Origin of the sequence: Aureibacter tunicatorum, assembly GCF_036492635.1 — a bacterium.
Taxonomy (GTDB): domain Bacteria; phylum Bacteroidota; class Bacteroidia; order Cytophagales; family Cyclobacteriaceae; genus Aureibacter; species Aureibacter tunicatorum.
On the sequence record NZ_AP025305.1, the window covers coordinates 808,880 to 832,728 of the forward strand.

A 23,849-nucleotide genomic window follows, 5' to 3' on the forward strand; every position below is an offset into this window, starting at 1 on the left:
ACCTGCGCTGATATGTCTATTTAGCCACCTTTGTCTGATTATAATGTTCAAGATTAATTTAAAGGTCTGCAAATACAGATTATTTTAGTCATGACATTGTTGTTGTTCATGAATGGAAGGTAATTGACATCGAATTTGACTGCGTTTCCATTGGGGGTTTCATTAATCACTTGCCTTTGGTATTTGCCGTATTTGTCCACAGTGTCCCATAATTCTTTGTGGCTTTTATTATCGCTGACATCCAATTTGAAGTTGTCTATATTATTATGTATCACATTTTCGATTTTCTGTTCGGCGACTTTTAGCATAAATTCATTTGCATGATATATAGTGCCTTCTTTGTCAAACTCAAGAATTCCCATAATCTGATTGATGGCATTGGTAATGCCAAATAATTCGTCTTTCTGATGATGCAATTCCTCTTGGATGGAGTTCATTTCTTCCATCTGTTGTCTCAATTCCTCCTCTTGTGTTTGAATTTCTTCAAGAGATTTAGCCAATTGTATTTCTTTTTCTTTGCCGTCTGTGATATCCTGTGCGATATTGATGATTTTGATTACTTTGTTATGATCGCTCATTATAGGAGTGAAGCTTTCCCTTACCCATTTGTAAACTTTGCCAACTGGTACTCTTGTCGTCATGGAAATGGATTTGCCTTCATCAAAGCATGGATGATATTCAAAGCCAACTCTTTTTTGCCCTAAAACTTCTGATAATGTGACTTGGAACAAATCGCATACATATTGATTGGCATCTAACACGATTCCTTGAGGGGATAGTTCCGCGTATATTGTGTTTGATTTTATGGCGTTTAATGTTGAATCATGTTTCTTGACTTGTAGAGAGAGTTCATTTTTAGATTCATTGATCTCTTGGGTTTGTCTGGTTACTTCAGATTCTAGATTGTCTTTTAGCCTAATGAGCTCATTCTGCTTTTTACTCATCTCTTCTTGGATCGCTTTAAGCTCTTCGGTATTTTGCCTCAGCTCCTCCTCTTGAGCTTTGAGCATTTCTGTTTGCTCTTGCGATTCATGGAGGAGCTTTTGAGTTTCGAGCGTATTGTTAATGTTGAAAATGGATGCGCCGATATAGCTTCCCAGCAACTCCAAGAATTTTATGACATGAGGTTTGAGGATTTGAAAACTAGCAATTTCTATTACACCTAGGATTTTTTCGTTTTGATGCACGGGGAAGATGAAAATGTTTTTGGGTTTAGCTTCTCCAAGGCCCGAACCGATGCTGATATATGAGTCGGGAACGTCCGTCAAGTAAATCGACTTTTTGTTTAGTACCACTTCTCCCGTGATGCTGGCGTTTAGTTCAAGGATTTTTTCAGTATGCTTCTTTCTGCCATAGGCTATGCGACTGATTTGCTTCAATAGCTTTTCAGGGCCTTTTTCCTCCAGAATAAAGAAGGACCCTTGGTTGGCATTCACATATTCAATGATTTTTCTTAAAATGGAGTCGCCAAGAGCTTCGAAAGTATCGAATTTCTCTCGAAGGATATTGTTGAATATCGCAAGTCCTTCAGTTTCCCATATTCTCAGATTATTGGCTTCATCAGCTAGGAGGATTTCGTTATGTAGACCTTTGAGTGCTTGTTGGATATTTGAGTTGGAAGAAAATTTGATGCTTTCTTTCTTCTTTTTAATGTTTTTGATGACTTTAGAAACATTATTTAGTTCGGTTTCATTTTTTTTCTGATACTGGATCAGCTCATTGTATTTGTTGGCGCTTAGTATTTTAAAGGGGATTTTCATGTTGAATTACTATTAAAAAAATGTAGGTAAAAACTAAGATTTAATAGGCTTTAATAATAGTAAAGAAAACGGAAACGTGTGATGTTGAGTTGGTGTTTGATATTATTTACTTTATATAGATATATAGATTGTTACTTTAGTCTATATTTATTTTTATCTATATGAAATATGTCATTGTTTGTCACATTTTGTGTTTGAAACCAAGCAAATTCTTTTATCCATTAGGGATTAGGATTAATTTTAGAACTCAAAAGCGAGCTAGCTTAAATTTTAAAGATTGAAAGATAGAAAGTCAATAATATCTCCAGCATTCATGCTCTCTTCATTCAAGTTTTGTTTGGCAAGATCGCCGGCGAGTCCGTGGAGATAAACGCCTAGAAGTGCAGCGTCCAATGCGGAAGAACCTTTTGCTCTTAAACCTGTGATCAGTCCGGTCAAAATATCTCCGCTTCCGCCTTTGGCCATGCCGGGGTTTCCTGTGCTATTGAAAAAAAGTTCGCCATTTGAATTGGCAATTGAAGTATGGGCACCTTTTACTATCACGATGCCATTGATGCGTTTGGCTAGTTTTTTCTGTAATTCAAGTTTTTCAAAATCGTTGTTCCATGCACCTGCCAAGCGTTCAAATTCTTTGGGATGAGGTGTTAGTATGCTTCCTTCGGGGAGAGAATCGAGAATTTCTTGGTGCTCTGATAATATATTCAATGCATCGGCGTCAAGAATAAGCGGAGGAAGTTTGTCTCTGCTAAGCAAATCTTTCAAAGCTCTCACTGTAATGGCATCTTTGCCTATGCCCGGACCAATTCCCAAAGCGCTATGTTTATCTGATGGCTCAATGCTAGAAATAATGTTAATCCCCTCATCAGGTATAACCATGGCTTCAGGCGCTGATAGCTGAATAAAATCAGCAAGCTTTGAAGGAACTTGTGTAGTGACAAGGCCAGCTCCGCTTTTTAGACATGCTTGGGTGCATAATATTGCAGCTCCAGCTTTGCCTTTTTCACCAGCGACTAATAAAGCGTGGCCGTGAGTTCCTTTATGGTCGAATTTGGATCGGGAAGGACTGATATTTTGAATGAAGTTGCTGTCTACATAGTAATTATTGGAAATAAAGTTATCTATAGCAGTTTTATGTAGTCCGATATTGACTATTTCCCATTGACCAACCCATATGAAATTCTCAGGAAGCAAAAAGGCAAGTTTAGGGATTTGAAAAGTAATCGTATGATCTGCTTTGAACGCGATATTGGATTCCATAGGAGAGTCGCAATATAATCCTGTGGAAATATCTATAGCGAATTTAATTGCCGAGGATTGGTTAGCGCATTCGACAATATCTTTTAACAAGCCTTTTAAAGGTCTGTCAAGACCTGAACCCAGCATCCCATCAATTATGACTTTAGATGATATGATTTCTTTTTGAATTTGCTTGATTTGATTTGTTTCCAGAAGAGGTGCCCCAATGGATTTTAATTTTTTAAGGTTGATTTGATGGTCTTCTGTGGAGGATGAGCTGTGCTTGATGTTCACAACTTTAACATGATAACCATAAAATAGCAACAGTCGAGCGATTGCGAGTCCGTCTCCACCGTTATTTCCTTGACCGCAAAGAATAAGAATCTTACTTTTCTTGTCCGGAATCAAAGACATGAATTTTAAAGTGAAGGCTCTTGAGGCGTTTTCCATTAGGTCAATGGATCTGATAGGAGTGTTTTTTATCGTAAGAGCGTCGATTTCTTTTATCGTTTTGGCAGGAAATATTTTCATGAGCTTGTCTTGGGGGCGTAGGTGGTTTACTATTTAATCGAAAATCAGCGCTTTGATGTTGACCGAAAAGTGTAAAAAAAAAAGCTATTCTCAATAATGAGAATAGCTAATGTCTTGCGGCGCGACCACACAAAAACTAGTCGTGTGATTTTGGAGATTTTTGCCCAAGGATATCCAAAGCAACACATGCTTTGACGAATCCTACAAGGATCAAGAAAATCCAAATAAATGTATTAGCGCCTTCTCCTATTGGTGCATCTAACATGGTGATTATTGTTTAAGTTTACCCAAAACTAGTAAAAAATATCGCAATAATGAATATTTCTCGAAGCAATATGAGCGATAGGCATAATTGATAATTAAACATTTAAGAAGTTTTGTCCTTCTTTTTGTTTTTCTTGGCTTTCTTTTTTCCGATGCCAATATTGTAATCATCCATATTGCCTTTTACATTGACAGTTATATATGCTCCCTTGCTTGCTTTTTGAATTTCATCCTCTCCATCTTTTTCTTTTTTCTTTTTACTGACAAGCATGTTCCAAGCAACACTTCGTATAAGCTTCAATGGCACGTCTACATAGTATTCCATGTTCATGTTAAGATCTTGCTCTCCCGAGAATTTAATATGTCCGATGGTGGAATTGATGTCCATTTTGGGAATAACAAGTTTAGCGTCTTCAAGCACAAAACTGTTTTTTATTTCATCAAATTTGACATTGCTCAAATCCTTATTGCCAAAATAGCTTGATAGCATTTCCATTGGGGCGAAGTCTTTGACTCTTCCGTTTTTGAGCGATGCCTCGACTTTTGCTTCGCTTTTGCCAAGGTCTACAGTTAAATCAGGATTGATTGTAAGGTTCGAAGTCAATTTAGCGTCCAATGTGCCTTCAAAATTACGAGTAAAGTCAATGTCAATATCTTCGTAAGTCATCTTGAACTTCATGTCTTCGATATTCATACCAAGTATCGAAGCCGAGCTGTTGATTTTAATACTGTCTTTTTGACTGCCGTCAATGAAACCATTTATGATCATGTCTCCTTTAGCGATATTGTATGAAAGGTTTTCAAGGTCGATTTTTTTATTTTTTGAAGTGATAGTTCCATTCATTCTTTTAATATCATAGTCTAGGAAGTGAATTTCATCGATATTCGCTTCGAAGACGAGATTTGGCAAATTGTTTTTGAAGAGCTTTCTTTCTCCGCTTTTAAGGCTTTGTTGTTGCAATTCGATAAGCTCTTCTTCGCTTGACGCATTCTTGCTCTCAGGTAAATGAAAACTCATGAGTTCGTTCAAGTCCAGCGCTTTGGCATTGAATGCGAATTCGCCTTTGAGAAGTTCAGGCAAGTTTTCTTTTTTCGCTTTGTCAAAGTCTTTCAGGTGAGCAGTAAAGCTAAAGTCGCTTTTGCCTAGCTTGCCTTTGAATTCCGAGACGTCAATGTTTCCTTTGTCAAGATTGATGTTGAATTTGAAATCTCTCAAAGCCAAAGGGTAGAATTTAGTAGTGCCTTCAAGCGCATTGATATAAACGCTGGCTTTTGGCAAAGCTTTTTCTTGTGTGGAGTCATTTAACGCGATAATCTCATGATTTGAAATTTTCATTCCGCCATTGATATGGAATGAGCTTAAAGCTTCTTTGTCATATGGAGATGGTAGTATGCTATTGCCATTGTAAACGGTTAAATCTTCCATTTTCATTTGCTTGGATTCGATATCAAATCCGAATTCCATCATTTGCAATGAATCTCGATTGTTTTTGAAAATGGCGTCGAAGTTATTGATCCCAGCGATAAGTTTAAAGTCGCTGTCTCCAATGACTCCTTCAAGTTTTTTTATTCCCATAGCTTTTCCTTTGATTCCCATGATTCCATGCAGGTTTTTAAGGTCTGCCATATTTTTGAGATCCATGCTCCAGTTTTCGATTTCAAAGGAGAACTCGGGAAGCTTTTTATTCAGCAGGTCAGTGGAAAGAACTTTTGCATTGCAAACAAGGTGAAAGTTGTCGATTTCTTCATCTATGGAATTTGACAATGTTGAGTCCGGGCTTAGCAATTCGCTTAATATCAATTTTTCCGCATTGATGTCTAATTTGGCTTTTATCACTTCTTTCGTTCCATATATCAGTGAACTAAAATTCGCGACATTGCCGTTGACTTTGACTTTGTTTTCTCCCAAACTTGCTTGGAGGTTATGAATGCCTACTAGGTTTTCATATAAATAAAAGACTCCATTAATGTTTTGTATGGGTTTGTCATAGTGTTCTGACTTGAAAGATATGTTCTTTAATATGATTCCATTTTTTTTCGAGTCTTTTAGTAAATCTTTTGAATGAATGTTATCAAGATTTATGGTTTGGTCAAAATCCACCACAGCTTGCAATTGTCCATCCAGATCCGATATGCCTTGCAGGTCAAGAATCTTTTCCCAACCTTTAAGATCCAAATCAGCATTGATTTTGGCGATGACATGAGGATTTTTAAGGTTATTGGCTTTCAAATAGGCGTTAAACTGTCCTTTTGAAGATGTTCCTTCGAGTTTATCAATCAATACGGTACTGCTTTCCAATGTATTGCTGTCTCCATTGTCAAAGTGCATTGATAAGTTGAAATCTCTCAGGCTGACATTGGTCTCAGTGGAAGAAAATGCGATGTCATCCAGTTTGATGTCAACATCTATGTGAGGATGTTGGCCTTTGGTTGGTCCTTTCGCGGAGGCAGTAATGCTCACGGAGCCATTTTCATGTTTTATTCTCTTGAGGGCTTTTTGTTGGTATGAGAGCAAACTGAGCACTGACTGTATGTCAGGTTGAGTTGCTTCTATTTTGGCATCAACATAACCATCATTCAAAGCGTCATAATAGCCGGACAAGTTAAAGGCCGCTGCGTCTAATATAAGAGTGGAGGGGGCCAAGTCAAATCGTTTTTGACTTCTATCGAAAGTCGCGGATGTGTTAAGCTGAAGCTTTTTGCCTTTGCCTAAGATTTTATTATTCATTGCTACGCCAAGAAGCTCAATGTCGATATCCAAATTCAAGTTGACATTTTCGGGTTGGAATTGGAATGACGTAGTTATATTGTCGATTTTAAAAGCGGTTCTGCTTTCTTTTTTCTTATTTTCAAGATCGATGATGATATTGTCCAAAGAGACCTTTTGAATATCAACCAATAAGTTTTCAAAGTTTGCTTTAGCAGTATCCGTTTGCGCTTGTTGGCTTGTGTCAGCGGCAAGGATGTCAAATCCTAAAGCATTGCTAAGATTAAGCGTTCCATCTTCATGTTTTCTCAGTCCGATATAGCCGTCTTCGAATACCAGACTTTTTAAAGAAATGTTTCCTTTGAGCAAAGCGAGCATGTCTATGCTGCAATGCATTTTATCCATTTTCAAGATAGGAAAGTTTGCGCTATCTGTGGCATTAGGCTCTTTTGATTCATAGTATTTCAATCCGTCAATGCCCAATGTCGTGTTGGGAAAATCGTAAAAAAGTTCGAGTTCAACAGATGAAATCTCTAAATAACCAGGTTGCGATTCGTTGGCGATTGAGACGATTTTTTCTTTGATGGCATTTTGGTTGAGATAAAAAAGCCCGAAGGCAAGGCTAAAAAGCGCAATCATCAAGATGAACAGCCATGCTGTTGCTTTTAAAAGTTTCATGCTATGTATATATGGTTTATTATACTTCAATACATTTTACGAGCAAAATCCCCTAACAGTCATTATTGATTTATGAACTTTAGATAAAATATTAGAAAGAGCGATTTTGAAGAAGTACTGATAAATATTACATTCTTTTTTTGTTATAATATTAAATTGTCCGACCGATTGAATTTTTTTTTTCTGGAATATTTCTTATTTTATTGATTCCAAAATGTCAATGGCTTGTTTTCTTTAGCTTACTTTGTTTTTTTGATTAACTTTGTGTGGATAAAGTAACGATAAATTACCGTAATGAAAGTAGTACCTTACAAAGATCAAAAAGGCAGCAAGAAGGAACAAGTGGCGGATATGTTTAATAATATCAGCAAGAGATACGATCTGTTGAATCATTTATTGAGCATGGGGATTGACATTTACTGGCGTAAGCAGGCCGTTAAGATCCTTAAAAAACATCAGCCGGAGCTTGTTTTGGATATTGCCACAGGTACTGGTGATTTTGCAATACAAGCTTTGGATGCCAAGCCTAAGAAGATTATCGGAGTGGATATATCTGAAGGAATGTTGGCTGTGGGCAAGGAGAAGATCAAAAAGGCAGGACTTGAAGATAAGATTGAGTTGCGAATGGGCGATTCGGAGAAGCTTCTGTTTGAAGATAATAAGTTCGACGCTGTGATTGTATCTTTCGGCGTGAGAAACTTTGAAAATTTGGAGAAAGGCTTGTCTGATATGTTCAGAGTGTTGAAGCCTGGAGGAAAGTTGATTGTCATTGAATTTTCCAAGCCAAAGGTTTTTCCTATGAAGCAACTTTATAATTTTTACTTCAAGAATATATTGCCTCTTATTGGTAAGATTATTTCCAAGGATCAGTCGGCCTATACTTATTTGCCAGAATCAGTAAATGCTTTTCCTGACGGGGAGAAATTTACAGGCATCTTAGATAAGATAGGTTATAAAGAGACACTATGCAAACCACTAACATTCGGAATCTGCTCCATTTATACGGGAAGCAAGTAAGCAAATGCTTGATCATGGCCATGGTCTTGATTATGGTCATGCCAAAGGGGGCGGCTTTTGGGCAAAAAAAGAATAAAAACAAGGGAAAAAGTCCTAACAGGCATTTGTACAGTTACAATCTTCCCAATTACGATCAGAAAAAGTTGCAGTACGGATTTTTAATCGGCTTGCATAGCTCGATTTATAAATTGAAGTATTCTGACGCTTTTACTCAGTCGTCAATGTTTGATCAGGTGCAAGCCATTAATACTAGACCGGGAATTGGCTTTGCTTTGGGATTCATCGGGAATTTGAGGATTTCTGAGTTTTTTGACTTTAGAATTACTCCAAAGGTTACTTTTAATGAATATGGCTTGGACTATGTATATGTGAATGATGCTATGCCGGAGCATTTCTTGATGACTAGCGAGTCGGTGAGCAATACGATGGTGGAAGTGCCTATTTTGTTTAGATTGAAGTCTCTAAGGAGAGGCAATTCAAGGATGTATTTGATTGGCGGTTTTACACCTGCATTCGAAGCGTCAGGCAAGAAAGATGAAGAAGTTGTTTTTGAGACGAAGAAATTTAATTTGTCCTTGGAGATAGGATTTGGCTTGGAGCAGTATTTTGAGCTTTTCAAGTTCGCGCCTGAGCTAAGGTTTTCATTTGGAGTCTTGGATCAACTTGGAGCTAACGAAGATCGAAATATCACAAAGGGAATGGAAAAACTAACGACTAATACAGTATCTCTGTATCTACAGTTCCAATAGTCTAATGATAAAAATATTTAATAACAATAAAGGCTTCTGTTAAGAAGCCTTTATTGTTTTATAGTCTTTGAATGCGGTGATTATTTGTACATTACAGCTTTTACCGCGTCAATAGTTCTTTTTACATTTGGCAATACTGCTTCGATTAACGTTGGTGCGTATGGAAGCGGCACGTCTCTATTTGTGATTCTTTGAACTGGCGCGTCAAGATAATCGAACGCATGCTTTTGAATATGGTAAGTAAGTTCTGTAGAGATCGAAGCCAATGGCCAAGCTTCTTCAATAATAACTAGTCTATTCGTTTTCTTCACTGACTCAACCAAAGTCGGATAATCTATTGGTCTTACCGTTTTCAAGTCAATTACTTCAGCGTTGATTCCTTCTTTGGCCAATTCCTCAGCAGCTTGATTCACTACTTTCATCATTTTACCAAAAGAAACAATCGTTACATCAGCGCCTTCTCTTACTACTTCAGCTTGACCGATAGGAATAATGTATTCGCCTTCAGGAACTGGTCCTTTATCGCCGTACATCAATTCAGATTCCATGAATATTGTTGGGTCATTGTCTCTGATTGAAGCTTTAAGCAATCCTTTCGCATCTTTAGGGTTTGAAGGAATCACAACTTTCAATCCTGGACAGTTTGCATACCAGTTTTCGAAGTTTTGAGAGTGTTGAGCTGCTAGCTGACCGGCGTTTCCAGTTGGTCCTCTAAATACCATAGGAACCTCGAACTGGCCTCCTGACATAGATTTCATCTTTGCCGCAGAGTTGATAATCTGGTCGATCGCCACCAATGAAAAGTTGAACGTCATGAATTCAATAATTGGCCTCAAGCCATTCATCGCCGCTCCTACACCAATACCTGCAAAACCTAGCTCAGCAATCGGAGTGTCAATCACACGGTCCGCGCCAAACTCGTCAAGCATTCCTTGAGTCACCTTGTAAGCACCGTTGTACTGTGCAACTTCCTCACCCATGATAAAGATATTCTCATCCTTTCTCATCTCCTCTGACATGGCCTCTCGGAGCGCCTCTCTAAACTGTATTTCTCTCATTGGTATTGTTTTAAAATTTTATTTAGAATTTGATCGAAATTTATATAGTAGAACAATAAAAAATGTTTTTGTTCACAGTCGCTTATAAATATAGTAACAAAAAAAGCCTGCCCCAAATCAGGCAGACTCTTTTTGAATGTCTATATGAATTAAGTGAATTACTTCACCGCGTTTCTGAAGCTTTCTGAAGTTGAAATTTTAGAGAATTCCAAGTCAGTAAGCGCTTTGCTCTTCAAGCTAGGATCGATAGCAACTGCTTTCTTCAAGTTAGCTGCAACATCAGAAGTTCTGTCAAGTCTAGCATTAGAAACAGCCGCAGCATAGTATGCGATAGCTAGTTTAGAATCCTTGTCGATAGCGTCAGCGAAAGTAACGTTAGCGTTTTGGTATTCTTTGTTAAGCAATTGAGCTAGACCTTTGTTGAACAAGTTGTCAGCTGTTGGAGTCGCAGAAGACAAAGTAGTGATCGCTTGAGGATATTTTCCTAGACGGATCTCCAAAGCACCTTTCACACCTTGCAAGTCAGATTTAGCATCTTTGTTCAAACCTTTAGCGAAAGCTTTGTTTACAAGTTCGTAAGCTTGTTGAGTGTTGCCTTGCATATAAGCGATTACACCCATGTTAGCGTAAGACTCTCCATTTTCATGAAGTTTGTTAGCAAGCTCGAATTCTGTGTTTGCTTTTTGCAACAAAGAGCTTCTTTCAGAACCTTTAGCGTCAGCAGCTTGAGCGATGTAGATTGCACCCAAGTTGTTGTGCGCTTGCCAAGCATTTGTTTGTCTGATCAATACTTCATAAATAGCTTGCTTTTCTGACAACGAAGGAGTCATTGAAGCAGCCCAAAGCATTTCATTGTCATTCAAAGTATCAGCTTGAACTTTTCCATCAATGATTTGCTTAGCCAATGCAGCTATTTCTGGATCTGATTTTTTCTCAAGAACTGTTAAGATCTCAGTCTTAGCATTTCTCAAAGAAGGATACATGCCATTGAACAAAGTCTTGTAGTACTTCAATTTAGCAAGTTTGTCTTGTTGCTCTTCGAAAGAACCTGGACCGTTGATTATTCTCAACACTTCTTGCTTTTGAGATTCGTTGATTTTGTCAAATGACTTCAACTCTTCCTTGAATTGTCCCCAGTTGTCAACAACCGGCTTAAGAACGAATTTGATTGAATCAGCAGCGCCTTTGTAGTCGTACCTTTTCATCAATTTTCTATATTCTTTCTCTACCGCTTTCGCACGATTTTCAGAAAGGTTAGAGTTTACTCTTTCTGGACCTTCAGGTGAGTGAGTACCAGTAATGATAACTGTTCTTGTAACATTTTTCTCAGCTACAAATGCTTTGAAAGCTTTACCTTCTTCTTTGTTGGAAGCAGCGTAAAGGCTCAAAACAGGACTTCCTTGTTGGAAGAAGAACTCAACGTAAGTAGGAACAAGCTCTTCCTGGTTGTTGTAACCATGGAATGCGTATGAAGGGCTGTACACATTTTCCACTAAAGTAGAAGTAGTGATCAATCCTTTAGCGACAGCGAAATCTTTCACCGCCTCTTTTTCCTTACCTGATTTGACGTTTCTTACAGTTCCAGAAACTACCAAGTCACCGTTAGTGATTTCTGAATTGTATGGGAATTCGAAGTTTTCGTTTACTCTTGGCGCTTTGTCGCTGTCAGCATATTGATCTCCCTCAAGTGTTACCTTGTTAAGGTCGATTTTTTTGCCGTCATACTTATAAGCAGGTGAGATTTCGTATTCGAAGCCTTTGCGCATCATTTTAGTTGGCAAAACAGCAGACATGTCAAACTCGACTGCATCTGCATGCACTTCCAATGGGTTAGGATCAACAGTTACCTCTTGTTCCTTCGCCATCTTGGCCATTTTATTCAACGCGCAACCGGAAAAAGTCATAACCCCGGCAAGGATTATTGGAATAAAACGTCTTTTCATCTTATGTTCTATTTTGTTAATTATTCAGTTAGTTGTCTACTGATACGTAGCGAAATTATCTTTATCTATGAACTAATGCAAAGTTTCTTTAGAAAATTATTTGACTTTGTTAGAATTTGTTCCTAGCATCTTTATAACAAGACTAATACTTATGAATATTATTAGAATTGTACATTAATTATGCAGAGCTCGTAGAATCAGCCATTTGTTGCTATGTATTTACTTCTATAGGCTTTATGACTAATGTTGTTGAAAAAAGTTGCTTCTAGGGATGTTTAAAAAGTCATATTTGGGTATAATCGTATTTTTGTATAATATAATTTGAATTATTTCTTATTTTTTGTTTTTAAAAATTCAAAATCATGCCACTTGGTTCGCTTTTTTAAAAAGTAATCCAGAACGATGAAGCCATTGTACTGATAAGGAGAGTTAACAATAGGATATTTGTTGAGAAAATTGTTTCGCTTTCCTCTTATTTCTTTTCGCGATGTCAAGAAATCCCAATCGGCTTGAAGTATGGCTTTGATACTGCCAATATCAAAACTAAACAAAAATTTGAATATGGCAAGCAAGTCAAAAGCGAATCTAAGCGGAATTTTCCAAAATAGATCCGAATAGCGTGAATTTGTGTAAAGAGTTATTAATGAGTTTTTAAAGTTCAAATACGTTTTTCGGGGATTGCCCATCGGCAGAGTTCCCCCTCCCACATGATAAACTTTGCTTTCGCCGCAGTAATAAATTTTTTTGCCCAAGCGATTGATTTTCCAACATAGATCGATTTCTTCCATATGCGCGAAAAAGTCTTCATCGAATCCTTCTATGGCATGGTATATTTCAGAACGGATAAATAATGCCGCGCCACTAGCCCAAAAAATGGGATAGGTCTTATTGAATTCAGGTTGATCTTCTTCCACAGTATCAAAAATTCTTCCTTTGCAAAAGGGGTAGCCCAAAATGTCTATAAAACCTCCAGCAGCTCCGGCATACTCCAAGTGCGATTTGTTCTTGAAAGACAGAATTTTAGGCTGGCATGCAGCAATCTGTTCATCAGAGTCCATTAACTTTAAAATAGGCTCTATCCATTTTTCCGAGACTTCAACATCGGAGTTGAGCAAGATGTAGTATTTGGATTCAACTTCTTTCAGAGCATCGTTATAACCTTTGGCAAAACCGCCATTTACCGGGTTTTGAATGATTCTTATCTCCGGGTAGCTATTTTGAAGAAATTGGACGGAATGATCTGTGGATTTGTTGTCAGCGACGATTACTTCCGCTATTCCCGAATGCTCCATTACTGAAGGCAAAAATTTTTCTAGGAAATGCTTACCATTGAAGTTTAGAATAATAATCGCTGCTTTCGTCATATTGGGTAGGGTAAAACCAAGAATTTAAGCTTATTCTTGGTTTTGATGTATGTTTTTTATTAAAAAAGACCTCCAAGATTGCTTAAGTCCATTCCAGGAATATTAGGCAATAATCCTTCCGTGGATTTTTTCAACTCCGCTTTGGCTATTTGCTCTGCTTCTTCATTGGCTTTGTTGACCGCAGCGACGATTAGGTCTTGCATCATTTCTTTATCATCAGCATTCAATAGAGAAGAGTCAACATCAAGCGATATTACTTGTTTTTTTCCATTGACAGTTGCTTTCACTAAACCAGCTCCTGATTCTCCATGCGCACGAACATCAACAAGCTTCTCTTGGGCTTCTTTGACTTTGGCTTGCACCTCTTTCATTTTGCCCATCATTTTCATCATATCGAACATAGTCGAGAATTTTTATCTTTAATTCTGTAAAATCTTTTTGCGTGGCGAGCTTCTGAATACCTTTTTAATAATAGAGATATATATTAATTATCTAGACTTGTTATTGGCAATAGACGAACGCCCTTACAACTTACGTATTTGCAAAAGTATTGTTTTTTTTCGAGATGCCCAATAGTGGGTTTAGCGGATAAGATTGACTAGACCCTTTTTCTCGTAAATTTCGCCGTTGGCTTTGATGATTGAAGAATAAGAATAAGCGCCTGCCGGAGCTTTTATTCCGTCACTCATATAGCCTTGCCAGCCAATATTTCGATCTTCTGAATTGAATATAAGCTCGCCCCATCGGTTGTAGATATACAGCTGGAACTCTTCGACTTCGCTTATGCCTACGAAAGTGAAATTATCATTAATGCCATCTTTGTCTGGCGTGAATGCATTAGGAAATTCTATAACAGGCTCCAAGATGAGGCTGACCGAGTTAGATCGAACGAATACATCTCCTCGCTTGGCTGCTATTTTATATTTTATGTTTTTGTTGTTGAGTTCATTGCCTCTTCCTGTATGCTCAAATTCATTAGTTTCAATTTCAGGCAAAGGAGAAGAGCTGCTTTCTCTTTGGATAAAGTATGATTCCGGCTGATTTTCCCAGCCGATATATTCATCCCAAAATAAGTACGCGATGCTTTTGCTCTCTTGATCGTAATCCAGAAATATCGTTTTTGCGGATTTAAAAGGAGATTCTTGCTTGCAGGAGTTTTGATAACCAACTTTGAAGTTTAAAGGACCAGAGTTAGTATTTTGGTTGTTTAGGGTGATCTCAGGTTCTGTAGAGTTTGACGTAGAATTGTTGGTTTCATCGATAATTACATATTGAGAGATCGATTGATTTTCAGGCAGGTCCCAGCTTAATTGCACGGATTCGTTGCTAATGATATCCGCGTTAATATTTACTAATGGGAATAATTCACGCTGTATTTCGCTTTTGATAGAAACCTCAGGAGATATGCTTATTGAGTGAGAGTTTCGACCTGTCCATTGATATAAATATTCAAAACCGCAATTTGTGCCTTTGTCTTCATAAGGAACAACATGTTGATTTAGGTTTCTAGCCAAGCTGCTTTTATTTCTATCCAAATCAAAGTTGTAGTTGCTTGAAGTTTTCAAGTCAACTAAGATGGCGTTGTTGCCATTTTTAGCGGAAGGAATTATAGATGCTACAAAAGGAGAAAGCTTTGAGTTGCTTTCAGTGCATGCATCCAATGATTTTACTTGGTATTCATAGATGTTTTTCTGAGAATTTATAGATTGATCTGTAATTTGGGTATTAGTTTCGTTTGCGGGGAAAATTTGTATTGAATTATTGTCGTTTGTTTTTCTAAAGTATTCATAGTATGCCCCGGCTTGTTTTTGAAAAGTAAGTTTAATATTCGCGTTTTCAGCTAATTCATCTACAATTAGAGAGTCGATATTCGGATTTAATAAAGAGTTTGGCGTATTTACACTTACTGTGGATGTATTCTCGCAATTTCTATTGTCTTCTGTATGAAATAGCCCTGCGACTGTTAAATTCATTGATGCGCTTGAGCTTTGAATTGGAGGCGTTGTTTCCCCTTTATTATATGTATTTCCTAGGACTTCAAATTTGTCGTAGAAGCTGTTTTCATTGAACTCAATTTTTACTCTTCTATCCGAGCAAGGCTTTATATCAAAATCAGCACCTTCTCTAAGTTTTCCATGTACAGGATTCATATCAGAAGGTTTTATTTCTATTTCTATAAAATCCAGTTCTTGAAACCCACTATTCCCTTCATGTTGAGCCCATCTTAGCACTCTGTATATTTTTGTCTCAGTGAATGTATTTGAAAATACATGATAAAGATCTTCATTGCCTTCATCGTAATTGATATAATCATCATTTCCTATTGCATCGTAGTTAAATTGGACTAATTGAGCTTCGGAAGTTTCAGGATTCGTATTTACAAACTGAACGGTTACTCCGCTACAGCCTTTGGTGATTGAGGCTTTGAAATAGCCGTTTTCGCTTAATATCCATTCAGAATAAGGGTCGCTAGTTGCATAAGTGGTATTGCTGCAAAATATGGCTATAACGAACAGCCAAAAAATCTTCGATATAAATCCCTTTGGAGTCAAAATGAATAGTTTTAGTCTCAAAATTTTCTAGAATATAATAAAAAACCCTCTCAAATAGAATGAAAGGGTTATTATTTATAAAATAAACGACTTGTTTCTAAGGTTATTGTTTTGAAAGCTTGTCGATGATTTCATCTATTGTTAATTCTTCTTGATTGCCTTCCGCCATATTTTTCAAAGCGTAGCGTTGGGATTCAATTTCATTGGAGCCTACAAGAATGACAAAAGGTATGTTTTTCTTGTTGGCATAAGTCATTTGTTTTTTCAACTTGTTTGCTTCCGGATACAACTCTGACTTGATTTCAGCTTCTCTAAGCTTTTTAACAAGGCCAACAGCGTGCAAGCCTGCTTGCTTATCGAACTGAACGATCATTACCTGTGTGGAAACAAGGTTTTCGACAGGGAATAAATCAAGCGCTTCAAGCACATCGTAAATTCTATCTACGCCAAATGAGAAGCCAACGCCGGATGTCCCATCCAAGCCAAATACTCCCGTAAGGTTGTCGTATCTGCCACCACCGCTCACGCTGCCAATTTCTACATTATTGACCTTAACCTCAAAGATCGCTCCTGTGTAGTAAGAAAGACCTCTAGCTAGCGTGATGTCGAAATCGACATTCAATTCTTCTGGAGAATGTCCGTAAGCTGACAAATAATTAAACACTTCCTCTAGCTCTTCAATACCTTTTATTCCAGTGCTCGACGTTGGAGTTTCACTATTGGCGCCGAATAGCTCTTTAAGGAATGCTATTGTCTCTTCAAGGTTTCCTTTGAACTCAAGCACAGGCTTTGTTTTATCGACAGCTTCATCGCTAAAACCTTTTTGCCTAAGCTCATTCAATACTTTTTCTTGGCCGATTTTATCCAATTTGTCTATTGCCACGCAGAAATCACTTTCTCTTCCTTCCGCTCCAATAGCCTCGGTGATTCCAGTTAAGATTTTCCTGTTATTGATTTTGATGTCATAGTCGTTCAATTTAAATTTCCCGAATACTTCATTGATCATCATGACAATTTCAGCTTCGCAAAGCAATGAGTTTGTGCCTACTACATCAGCATCGCATTGGTAGAATTCTCTGTATCTTCCCTTTTGAGGCTTGTCCGCTCTCCATACAGGTTGGATTTGGTATCTCTTGAATGGAAAAGCGATGTCGTTTCGGTTCATCACAACATATCTTGCAAACGGCACCGTAAGGTCGTATCTAAGCCCTTTTTTAGCGATTATAGGTGTAAGATGCTTGTGTCCCTTGTCAAAATCTTGATGCGTTGCGTCTTCTGTAAAGTCACCAGAGTTAAGGATTTTGAATAGCAATTGGTCGCCTTCGTCTCCGTACTTGCCGGTAAGCACGGATAAGTTTTCCATAGTAGGCGTTTCAAGAGGAAGAAAACCGAATTTTTCAAAAACAGATCTTATCGTATTGAAAATATAGTTTCTTCTGACCATTTTGTCAGGTCCGAAATCTCTTGTTCCTTTAGGAATGCTTGGTTTTTGTTTTGCCATGATAACGTTTCGTGTCGCTTGACAGCTGTGTAATAAACTTATATATGCGGACAAAAATAAAAAAAACTCCGCAATAAAAAGCTGATGATTCTTTTAATATTAGCTCGCATGACGAATTGTCTGAAAATAAGCTTATTCAATACAGAGAAAAAATGAAATATATTTCACTATTTGAAATGAAACCATTAAATTTGCGATCTGATTTGAAAAACTTAAGAATAGAAATAAAATGGGTTACAGCAGAATAAACAGAAAAGCTAGAAGAAACAGAACTGTTTCAAGAGTAAGAAAAGAAACTATCAAAAGATTGAACTCTACTCCAGTAATCAAAAAAGTAGATGTTGAAGAGTTGAAAGCTGCTCAATAATCTGAGATAACTAGTTTACTTTTCAGTAAAGAAATTAGAGCCGGTCATGAAAGTGACTGGCTTTTTTTGTTTTCCGCTTAAAAACGGCATTATTTTTTTGTGCTCTAAGATAAAAAATCTTTAAAGCTCAATTTTCAGCATCAATTATGTCGCTTAAATCTCTCAATACGGTTCAAAAACTCACTCTTTTTTCATTTTTATGCATTCTATTTTTTAAGCTAGGAGTTTTTGCGGGTACGCATATTTTTGAGGGGTTTACTTTGGATGAGGTCAGGAAGTTTGTACGATTTGTCACAGGGGTGGTATATGCCGTTGGAGCTTTGGGGATTTATCTGTTTCAAGACAAAAAAAAATTAAGCGATGAATCTAGATCCTGAATTGCTTGCCAGACTTCAGTTTGCCTTTACGATAATGTTTCATTACATTTTTCCGCCATTTAGTATTGGCCTTGGCTTGCTAATAGTAATTTACGAATCACTTTATGTATTTAAGAAAAAGGCTATTTACGAGAAAATAGCGCGTTTTTGGGTGAAGATTTTTGCCGCCAATTTCGCTGTGGGTGTGGCAACTGGAATTGTCATGGAATTTGAGTTCGGAACCAACTGGTCTACATATTCAAGATATGTGGGAGATGTGTTTGGTTCTCCATTGGCGGCGGAAGGGATTTTCGCTTTTTTTCTGGAATCTGGATTTTTGTCCATTTTGCTTTTTGGATGGCACAGAGTGAGCAAAGGCATGCACTTGTTTTCGACTTTCATGGTATTCATAGGATCGACGATGTCGGCATTTTGGATTGTTGTGGCAAATTCATGGCAACAAACGCCTGCGGCTTTCGAGATTGTTACCAATAATGGAGCTAGTCGTGCAGTGATTACGGACTTTTGGGGCATGGTTTTCAATCCTTCGGCCTTAGTAAGGTTCGAGCATGTGGTCGTTGGCGCTTTTATCCAAGGAGCTTTTTTGGTGTTGAGTATTTCAGCTTATTATATCTTGAAAAACAAGTATGAGGACTTTGCCAAATCATCATTTCGAATAGCTCTTATTGTGATGACATTGGCTTCTTTTCTTCAATTGTTCTTGGGAGACTTGTCAGCAAAAATAGTAGCGGAACATCAGCCTGCGAAATTTGCGGCATTGGAAGGATTGTATGAGACGAGGTCTAATGCTCCCTTGTACGCCTTTGGCTGGGTGGATGAGAAGAATGAGAAAACTACAGGCTTGGCCATTCCAGGCATGTTAAGCTTTTTGACACATGGAGATTTCAATGCTACAGTAAATGGTTTGGATAAAATTCCTGTTGATGAAAGACCTCCTGTGAATCGGACATTTCAGGTCTATCATATCATGATTACGCTTGGTTTTTTCTTTATAGGGCTTTCAGTGTTTAGTTTGATCATGCTTGGAATGAAAAAGCTCTACACTACCAAGTGGTTGATGAAAGTCTATGTAGGAGCTGTGATTTTACCAGTAATAGCCAATCAGTGCGGTTGGATGACCGCGGAGTTTGGGAGGCAACCTTGGGTAGTTTGGGGACTTCTCAAGACCAGCGATGGGATTTCCAAGACGGTAACAGCGCCGGAAATTCTCACATCCTTGATTTTGTTTTTTATAGTGTATGTTCTGTTGTTTTTTGTGTGGATTTATGTGCTTGATAAAGAAATAAAGCACGGGCCTGAGCATTTCGAAGACTTGCCTTATGCAGGCTATGCCAGAAGGGGAGATCGCGCGGATACAATAGAAGGTAACGTCTAATCTAGTTTCATAACTTAATCAAAAATAATTATGGATTATAATGTGATTTGGTATGTGATTGTTGGGATTTTGCTTATTGGGTTTGCCATTTTGGATGGGTTTGACTTGGGGGTCGGCATTTTGCACCTTTTTACAAAAACGGATCATGACAGGCGGATTATGCTTAACTCCATAGGTCCTGTATGGGATGGCAATGAGGTTTGGCTAATTACAGCAGGAGGGGCATTGTTTGCTGCGTTTCCTGAAATATATGCTACAGCATTTTCAGGTTTTTATCTGGCATTTATGCTTTTGCTGATTGCTCTGATATTTAGAGCGGTTTCAATAGAGTTTCGGAGCAAGGAAAAAAATCCAAGATGGAGGAAAACGTGGGATTTTTGCTTTTTCTTCGGGTCGGTGACAGCCTCTATTTTATTTGGCGTAGCCATAGGCAATGCGGTTATTGGCTTGCATATTGAGTCTGATATGGAATATCATGGCACGTTTCTCAATCTATTGAACCCATATGCATTGTTGTGCGGTTTTTTTAATATGGTGATGTTTGCTTTGCATGGAGCGGTGTTTTTGAATATTAAGACAGAAGGAAAGCTTCAACGTCAGGTGAAGTCTTGGATTAAAACGATTTATCCGATATTTGTCATTCTTTTTATCGCAGTGACAGGGATCACATTGTCTATCAAGCCAGAAATGATTGCTAACTTTTCTTATGGACATTTTGAGTACAAGGAACCTTCTCATCAGTTGATTGCTGATTATCAGAGTGTCATTTCTTCGGTCGCTTGGTTGGTCGTTTTTTTAAATGTTCTTTCTGTGCTTAACATTCCAAGAGCGATTCATAAAAATAAAGAGATGTTTGCGTTTATATCTTCCTCTTGTACTATCGCGGCATTGATTTCTTTATTTGCGTTGGGAATTTTCCCAAATTTGCTCATTTCGAATGTGGAACCTGAGTATAGCCTGAATATTTACAATGGTTCATCGTCCCAAAAAACATTGAAGACAATGTTTGAAATTGCAATTTGGGGTATGCCTTTTGTATTGGCTTACACTTCGATTATTTACTGGACTTATAGAGGTAAGACCGTTTTGAATGAACATAGTTATTAGATTTTGTTTTTATAATTTATTTTATTAAAATATTGTTAATAAAATTTAAACATTATCGCTTTTTTGGTGTTGTTTTGGTAAAATAATTTTATATTCCACCATTTTGTGTATGCGATTTTATGTAATTTTATTGGCAATATTTTTTTGCTTTTTAGCCTCTCCTATCGTTTATGGGCAAAGTTCTAAAATTGAGGGAACAGTAACTGACTATTTGACCAAGGAAACATTGCCTGGCGTAAGCATTTCGCTTAAAGGGACAACAAACGGTACGATTACCAACTTAGATGGATATTATTCTTTAGATGTCGAAAGCTTTCCTGTTACTTTGCAATTTCAGTTTATAGGTTACAAGACTGTTGAGATAGAGTTTTCTTCTGCGGAAAACAGTGCTGATGTCATGCTAAAGGAGGACGTTCAGCAGTTGAATGAAGTCGTGGTGACAGCCCAGCAAATAGAGCGTGAGAAAAGGACATTGGGCTACGCAGTAACAACCTTGGATAAAGATGAAATTAATAAAACCGGTGAAACGAACTTTGTTAATTCATTGTCAGGCAAAGTGGCGGGAGTGCAAGTGAGTAGCAGTGGCGGAGGTTTGGGGAGTTCTTCAAGAATCGTTATTAGAGGAACCTCCAGTTTAAGTGGAAATAATCAACCCTTGTTTGTAGTCGACGGTGTGCCTATTGGAAATTCAAATATTTCTTCGGGAGATGGAATCAGCGGAGCTTTTGATGCGGGAAATGGCGCTGGAGAGATTAATCCTGCAGATATAGAATCTGTAACGGTTTTAAAAGGGGCTTCAGCCGCTGCATTGTATGGATCTAGAGCAGCGAATGGTGCTATTATTATTACTACTAAGCGAGGGAAAGTCGGAAGCAAGTTGAGTATAAATTATAGCACAACTTTTCGAACAGAAGAGCCTTTGATAATGCCTGATTTTCAGAATGATTACTCTCAAGGGTTGAATGGTAAATATGATAATCGGTTTTTGAATGGATGGGGTGCTTTCATTGAGGGGCAGGAGGTTGAGGACTTTAATGGCAATATTGAGAAATTAACAGCTTACCCTAGCAATATTGATGATTTTTATCAAAGAGGAAATTTATTTATCAATTCAATAGATCTATCGAGCGCTTCTGAGACTGCTGATTTGAGATTGGGTATTACTACGCATAACCAGACAGGTATTACTCCCGAATCCAAACTTGGCAGGTATACTATTTCATTTAATGCCGGACAGAAAATTTCCAAGTTAGTTAGCGCGAGGTTTAGCGTTAATTATGTGAACTCTAAAAATGACGGTATAGTGACACAAGGAGGAAATAGTCCTAATGTTCTGACTTCGTTGCTGTATGGGATTCCTAGAAATATCAGTCATGAGAAAATGAAGCTAAATGAAGATGGATCTCAAAACCCATTGAATAAGTTTACCAATAGTCCATATTGGATAATTGAAAAGAATAAGAATAATACAAAAGTCGATCGTTATTTTGGTTTCGTTCAAATGGACTTGAAGCCAAATGAATGGTTAGGCTTTACTGGAAGATTAGGCTTGGATCATAGAAATGAGAAGAGATTTAGAAACTCGTCAAAAGGCACGATTGGAATAAATGAAGGATCATTTGAAGATGATAGAATTGATCAAAAAGAGTTGACCGCTTCCATCATGGCAAATGTAAATAGAAAACTGAATGAGGACTTGGTATTTACTGCCATTTTAGGTACAGAATATAATTCGAGAGTGTTTGAAAGAATATTGAATACTTCGGAAGAGTTGTCTATAGATGGAATCTACGCGCCAGACAATGCTTTAAGCAATACTCCTAATAAAAGCTATTCCGAAAGAGTTACCATGGGAGCTTATGGAGATTTGTCATTGACTTATAGAAACTATTTGACACTGAATTTGACAGGAAGAAATGATTGGTCGTCGACATTACCTGTTGACAATAGATCATACTTTTATCCATCCGCAAATATGAGCTTTATTTTCACAGACGCCTTTTCATGGAGCAACGCATATTTGTCTTATGGTAAAGTAAGGGTGGGAGCTGCCAAGGTAGGAAATGATACGGCTCCATATCAATTGGACTTTAGGTTTTTTCCAGTGACAGAAATATATGGGCAATATGGACTGGATAATACATATCCTTGGAACGGACAAAGCGGCTACAGAGCTTCGAATACTATTCCTCCTCAAACTTTGAAGCCTGAAAGCCAGATTACGTATGAAATAGGGACAGAATTGCAGTTTTTTGACGGACGATTTGGATTGGATTTGACATATTATCATATCCGGACAAAAGATCAAATTCTAAGTCTTACTGCTCCTCCTGAAACAGGTTATTCCAGAATAATGAAAAATGTAGGAGAAACAGAAAACAAGGGAGTGGAGCTGATGCTAAATACGGCTCCGTTGGTTACATCTAGTTTCTCGTGGAATGTGTTGCTGAACTTCTCAAAGAATAATTTCAAGGTAGTCGAACTGGCTGAAGGAGTGGATAAGTTGACCATAGCTTCTGGTTTTGGAGGTTTGACAGTAGAGGCGACTCCAGGAGAATCTTTAGGGATATTCGGGGGGACATTCAAAAGAGATCCTGACACAGGAAGACCTTTGGTGGATGAAAATGGAATTCGACTGGAAGGAGAAAATGAAAGGTTGGGCAGCATTAATCCTGACTTTACTTTTGGCATGACAAACTCTTTTCAATGGAAAGGAATAAACTTAAGCTTTTTGATAGATTGGGCTCAAGGAGGATTAATGTACTCTTCCACAGTCAGTGATCTTAGGACGAGTGGCTTGGCTTATGAAACGGGAGTGGATAGAGACATGTTGATCATTGATAGCGAAGCTTTGGTCGATTTAGGAGATGGAAATACCAGAGAGAATGATATTGCGATAAGCCCTGAGGATTTTTGGACTAATTACTCCAAAAGCACCATCACCGAAGCTTCGTTGTTTGACAAGACTTTTGTCAAGTTAAGAGAGATAAAGATCTCATACAGTTTGCCAGAAAAGCTTCTTCAAAGAATGCCTATAAGAATGTTGACGGTTGGTTTGGAAGCTCGAAATTTAGCGATTTTATACAAGGCCATACCGCATATAGATCCAGAAACATCATTGTTCCAGTCATCTAGCGATGCTTCAGGTGCAATTGAAATGGGTGGCTTGCCATCCACCAGAAGCTATGGATTCAATCTTAAAGTAGGCTTTTAAAATTTGCTTGCGATATTTTTCAACCCTTAACAAATGATAGAAATGTTTA

16 protein-coding genes are annotated in these 23,849 nt (G+C 37.8%); 6 read left to right on the forward strand and 10 right to left on the reverse strand.

Going from position 1 to position 23,849, the window contains the following annotated elements; genetic code table 11:
* Positions 1-53 precede the first annotated feature (53 nt).
* From AABK36_RS03545 to AABK36_RS03560, 4 genes are all read right to left on the reverse strand, one after another.
* Positions 54-1,760 carry a GAF domain-containing protein gene (locus tag AABK36_RS03545; RefSeq protein WP_309937639.1) on the reverse strand — a complete coding sequence of 569 codons (1,707 nt, stop codon included), beginning with the start codon at positions 1,758-1,760 and terminating at the stop codon, positions 54-56.
* Positions 1,761-2,030: 270 nt separating this feature from the next.
* Positions 2,031-3,527, reverse strand: coding sequence for an NAD(P)H-hydrate dehydratase (locus AABK36_RS03550; RefSeq protein ID WP_309937641.1), 1,497 nt, complete (start codon positions 3,525-3,527; stop codon positions 2,031-2,033).
* Positions 3,528-3,663: 136 nt separating this feature from the next.
* Positions 3,664-3,792, reverse strand: a complete 129-nt coding sequence (locus AABK36_RS03555) for a hypothetical protein (protein WP_309937642.1) — start codon at positions 3,790-3,792, stop codon at positions 3,664-3,666.
* A gap of 102 nt (positions 3,793-3,894) precedes the next feature.
* Positions 3,895-7,176: an AsmA-like C-terminal region-containing protein gene (locus AABK36_RS03560; RefSeq protein ID WP_309937643.1), complete on the reverse strand. Its 3,282-nt coding sequence runs from the start codon at positions 7,174-7,176 to the stop codon at positions 3,895-3,897.
* A 294-nt stretch (positions 7,177-7,470) separates the two neighbouring features.
* Here AABK36_RS03560 and ubiE point away from each other — a divergent pair, with 294 nt between their 5' ends.
* The gene (gene ubiE, locus AABK36_RS03565) at positions 7,471-8,193 is read left to right on the forward strand and encodes a bifunctional demethylmenaquinone methyltransferase/2-methoxy-6-polyprenyl-1,4-benzoquinol methylase UbiE (protein ID WP_309937644.1); all 723 of its coding nucleotides are present in this window, start codon (positions 7,471-7,473) and stop codon (positions 8,191-8,193) included.
* Entirely contained in the window at positions 8,142-8,942 is an 801-nt protein-coding gene (gene porT, locus AABK36_RS03570) for a type IX secretion/gliding motility protein PorT/SprT (RefSeq protein ID WP_309937645.1), read from the forward strand. The genes ubiE and porT overlap by 52 nt, the downstream gene beginning before the upstream one ends.
* Positions 8,943-9,022: 80 nt before the next feature.
* On the opposite strand, the gene AABK36_RS03575 is transcribed toward porT, so the two are convergent.
* The 6 genes from AABK36_RS03575 to hisS all read right to left on the reverse strand — a co-directional run bounded on the left by AABK36_RS03575 (position 9,023) and on the right by hisS (position 17,360).
* A complete protein-coding gene (locus AABK36_RS03575; RefSeq protein WP_309937646.1) occupies positions 9,023-10,000 on the reverse strand; it encodes a pyruvate dehydrogenase complex E1 component subunit beta in 978 nt (325 codons plus the stop codon).
* A gap of 158 nt (positions 10,001-10,158) precedes the next feature.
* On the reverse strand, positions 10,159-11,943 hold the full coding sequence (locus tag AABK36_RS03580; protein ID WP_309937647.1) for a tetratricopeptide repeat protein: 1,785 nt from the start codon (positions 11,941-11,943) through the stop codon (positions 10,159-10,161).
* Between the two features lie 326 nt (positions 11,944-12,269).
* A complete protein-coding gene (locus tag AABK36_RS03585; RefSeq protein WP_309937648.1) occupies positions 12,270-13,307 on the reverse strand; it encodes a glycosyltransferase family 2 protein in 1,038 nt (345 codons plus the stop codon).
* A gap of 59 nt (positions 13,308-13,366) precedes the next feature.
* Positions 13,367-13,708 (reverse strand): YbaB/EbfC family nucleoid-associated protein, encoded by a 342-nt coding sequence (locus AABK36_RS03590; RefSeq protein WP_309937649.1) that lies wholly within the window; start codon positions 13,706-13,708, stop codon positions 13,367-13,369.
* A gap of 180 nt (positions 13,709-13,888) precedes the next feature.
* Complete coding sequence (locus AABK36_RS03595) at positions 13,889-15,859, reverse strand: T9SS type B sorting domain-containing protein (RefSeq protein ID WP_309937650.1); 1,971 nt, start codon at positions 15,857-15,859, stop codon at positions 13,889-13,891.
* A gap of 103 nt (positions 15,860-15,962) precedes the next feature.
* The gene (gene hisS / locus AABK36_RS03600; protein WP_309937652.1) at positions 15,963-17,360 is read right to left on the reverse strand and encodes a histidine--tRNA ligase; all 1,398 of its coding nucleotides are present in this window, start codon (positions 17,358-17,360) and stop codon (positions 15,963-15,965) included.
* Between the two features lie 229 nt (positions 17,361-17,589).
* Between hisS and AABK36_RS03605 the strand changes: the two genes are divergently transcribed.
* The 4 genes from AABK36_RS03605 to AABK36_RS03620 all read left to right on the forward strand — a co-directional run bounded on the left by AABK36_RS03605 (position 17,590) and on the right by AABK36_RS03620 (position 23,800).
* Entirely contained in the window at positions 17,590-17,727 is a 138-nt protein-coding gene (locus AABK36_RS03605; RefSeq protein WP_309937653.1) for a hypothetical protein, read from the forward strand.
* A 360-nt stretch (positions 17,728-18,087) separates the two neighbouring features.
* Entirely contained in the window at positions 18,088-19,479 is a 1,392-nt protein-coding gene (locus AABK36_RS03610) for a cytochrome ubiquinol oxidase subunit I (protein ID WP_309937655.1), read from the forward strand.
* A 30-nt stretch (positions 19,480-19,509) separates the two neighbouring features.
* Complete coding sequence (gene cydB / locus AABK36_RS03615) at positions 19,510-20,586, forward strand: cytochrome d ubiquinol oxidase subunit II (protein WP_309937656.1); 1,077 nt, start codon at positions 19,510-19,512, stop codon at positions 20,584-20,586.
* A gap of 109 nt (positions 20,587-20,695) precedes the next feature.
* Positions 20,696-23,800 (forward strand): SusC/RagA family TonB-linked outer membrane protein, encoded by a 3,105-nt coding sequence (locus tag AABK36_RS03620; RefSeq protein ID WP_309937658.1) that lies wholly within the window; start codon positions 20,696-20,698, stop codon positions 23,798-23,800.
* Positions 23,801-23,849 lie beyond the last annotated feature (49 nt).